This is a genomic window from Xanthomonas vasicola (assembly GCF_000772705.2).
Lineage (GTDB): Bacteria > Pseudomonadota > Gammaproteobacteria > Xanthomonadales > Xanthomonadaceae > Xanthomonas > Xanthomonas vasicola.
Map to the genome: position 1 here is coordinate 1 of NZ_JSBW02000003.1, position 2,392 is coordinate 2,392.

2 protein-coding genes and 1 pseudogene are annotated in these 2,392 nt (G+C 56.1%); 1 reads left to right on the forward strand and 2 read right to left on the reverse strand.

Annotated features, from left to right (window positions below):
• Nucleotides 1–763, forward strand: a 763-nt coding sequence (locus NX05_RS01280; protein ID WP_053012821.1) for an IS3 family transposase, incomplete at its 5' end; no start/stop codon positions are given.
• A gap of 39 nt (nt 764–802) precedes the next feature.
• On the opposite strand, the pseudogene NX05_RS01285 reads toward NX05_RS01280, so the two are convergent.
• Nucleotides 803–1,177: pseudogene (locus tag NX05_RS01285) on the reverse strand (baseplate assembly protein); the annotation flags it as partial.
• A 102-nt stretch (nt 1,178–1,279) separates the two neighbouring features.
• On the reverse strand, nt 1,280–2,308 hold the full coding sequence (locus NX05_RS21405) for an N-acetylmuramoyl-L-alanine amidase (RefSeq protein WP_162231343.1): 1,029 nt from the start codon (nt 2,306–2,308) through the stop codon (nt 1,280–1,282).
• Nucleotides 2,309–2,392: the final 84 nt, after the last annotated feature.

The following is a 2,392-nucleotide window of genomic DNA, read 5'->3' on the forward strand; positions in this document are numbered from 1 at the left end:
CCGGCATGCTTGCCGGACCTTTGCGCTGAGCGAGACCTGCTTTCGGTATCAGCCCAAGGCCAGCCAGGAGAACGCCCAGATTGCTGATTGGCTTGTGAGACTGACCGCGACCTATCGCGATTGGGGGTTCGGCTTGTGCTTCCTGCATCTGCGCAACGTGAAGGGCTTTGGCTGGAACTACAAGCGGGTGTACCGCATCTACCGGGAGTTGGAATTGAACCTGCGGATCAAGCCGAAGAGGCGGCTGGTGCGCGAGCGGCCAGAGCCGTTGGCGGTGCCGGAGACGATCAACCAGTTCTGGTCGATGGACTTCATGCACGACCAGTTGGCCGATGGTCGCAGCTTCCGGTTGTTTAACGTGCTCGACGACTTCAATCGCGAGGGTCTGGGGATCGAGGTCGACCTGTCGTTGCCATCGGCCCGGGTGATCCGCTCGTTGGATCAGATCATCGAGTGGCGCGGCAAGCCGCGCGTGATTCGCTGTGACAACGGCCCGGAGTACATCAGTGGCGCGCTGCTAGCCTGGGCACAGCAGCGCGGCATTCGGATCGACCACATCCAGCCGGGCAAACCACAGCAGAATGCTTACGTCGAGCGCTACAACCGTACCGTCCGCTATGCCTGGCTGGCCACAACGTTGTTCGACACCATCGAGCAGGTTCAGGACGAGGCCACACGCTGGCTATGGACGTACAACCACGAGCGCCCCAACATGGCGCTGGGCGGCATCACCCCAGCGATGAAATTGGCGATGACCGCATAGCTCCACTTTTGGCGACCGCTAAAAGCGGGGGGATTACCGAGCCAGCTGGATGCGGCGGCGAAAGTCCACGTCCGACTCATGGGTCGGTGCGATGCCGATCTCCGGCTGGCCCGGATCAAGCACCAGACGCGCAACGCCGAACAGCGCGCCTAAGTGATCGAGGTTGGTGCCGGTGGCGAAGGCCAGCATTGTCTGCTGCGCCTTGTCGTTGGCGCGCTGGCGGAGCAATAGCTCGCGGGCTGCGAACAGCTGCAGGAGCTTGTAGACCGGATCTGATTCGGTGAGCGCTGAGAATTCCAGCATCAGGCTGCGGAACTGAGCCAGTGCAGCAGCAAAGATCGTCTCGAAGTCCAGAGCTTCGATAAGGTCTGGCGCTTGCAGCTTGGATAGGTCAACTGCAGTAAACGAAGCCATAATCGCTCCAAGCACCAAAGAAATGATCTTCGGCACTTGGAGCGAATTTTTCTAACCAAGTAGTCTGTAAACGGGTGAGCTACAAGTTACCACTAATGAATCTTAAGCAGTTGCCTTACAGGTGAAAGTGCTTTTTGCTTCCGTCTTTACACCGTCAGCGTCGATAACGGTGGTCAACATCTCAAATGAAGTCGTTTTCGTGCCGCTTGAACCTGTGCAGTACCACTCATTTGTCAAGGGTGACGCCTGCTCAGTCGCATATGTCTTGCTAAAAGAAGGGCAAGTCCAGCCGGTGGGACACGTGGTGAACTTTCTTTCATAGGCCAACGGGAACTGCGGGTTTCCGACAAAGCTGGTAGAGATGGTGATCTTCGGGCCGTTCACTACGGCCGAAGTATTAGCAACTGAGATTTTTTGCGGTGTGCAGGTCTTTCCGCTTCTATTGATCCGGTATCCCTTCTCAACGCCGCGCATTGCCGCATCTCGAAAGACAGGGTCAAGCAGGGCTGTTGCATTGGTAGGGTTTGAGGCAAATCCTACCTCGACCAAAACGGCGGGAACTCCAAGTGCATACGTGTTTTCACCGTATTCAGTGGATGCCTCTGCTGCGCGAACAACCCATTGCTCGTATCCTGGTGTTGCATTGATCACTTCCTTCATGGAGCATGAGACTGCATCGGCCAAAAGTTTGCTCGATTCCCTCCCGGTTGCGTAGAGAATTTTTGATCCGGTTGCAGTAGTTGATCCTGCATCTGTATGTAGGCTTATGATTGCCTTTGCTTTCAGGTATACCGCGTACCTCGGTCGTGAGCGGATGTCAGAGCCAATTTCATCCTTTGGGAGCGACCCCCACATCTCTTTTTCATTAGGAAGAATTCTTGCGAGATGATACTTGGCGGCCAACTTCCACCACGGCAGCTTGGTGGAAGTCTCAACGGTTTCAGAGGTTGAGCGTGGGAAAACAACGGCCTCCGTGCTCCTCGTGCGCAAATACGTTGCGAGTGTGCTGGCAAGAGTAGGATTATCGACATCTTCATGCCAGCCATTAACTAAAGGGCGTTGCCATCCCCAGCCGCCTCCGTCAACCTTAGGGAAACTCTGAACAACTCCCCTTGATCCTGCGACAATCACACAGACGCAACGGACAACGACGATGCAACTGACCTTCGGCGATGCGGAGTACAACGGCAAGCGCAAGCGGACGCGGCGTGAGGT